Origin of the sequence: Klebsiella sp. HN106 (assembly GCF_051209435.1) — a bacterium.
GTDB lineage: Bacteria > Pseudomonadota > Gammaproteobacteria > Enterobacterales > Enterobacteriaceae > Klebsiella > Klebsiella oxytoca.
Genome location: NZ_JBLURD010000183.1, coordinates 1 through 319 on the forward strand (window position 1 = coordinate 1; position 319 = coordinate 319).

Annotated in this window: 1 pseudogene; it reads left to right on the plus strand. The window is 63.9% G+C overall.

The window, feature by feature from the left end:
• Nucleotides 1-319, plus strand: a pseudogene (locus ACSIPU_RS30860) (arabinose transporter); the annotation flags it as partial.

Sequence of the window (319 nt, forward strand, 5' to 3'; positions counted from 1 at the left end):
GCCGCTTGATCCTCGGGTTTGGCGAAAGCCAGCTGCTGACCGGAAACCTGAGCTGGGGGATGGGCCTGGTGGGACCGGCCCGTTCCGGCAAAGTGATGTCATGGAACGGCATGGCGATGTACGGCTCGCTGGCGGTGGGCGCCCCGCTGGGATTATTGATCTATAGCCATTTTGGCGTGGCGGTGCTGGCCTGTGTCACCATGGGACTACCGCTCGTCGCCTGGCTTATTAACGGTACCGTGCGCAAAGTGGCGGCCCACGGAGGCGAGCGGCCTTCACTCTGGAGCGTCATCGGCATGATCTGGCGGCCGGGCATTGG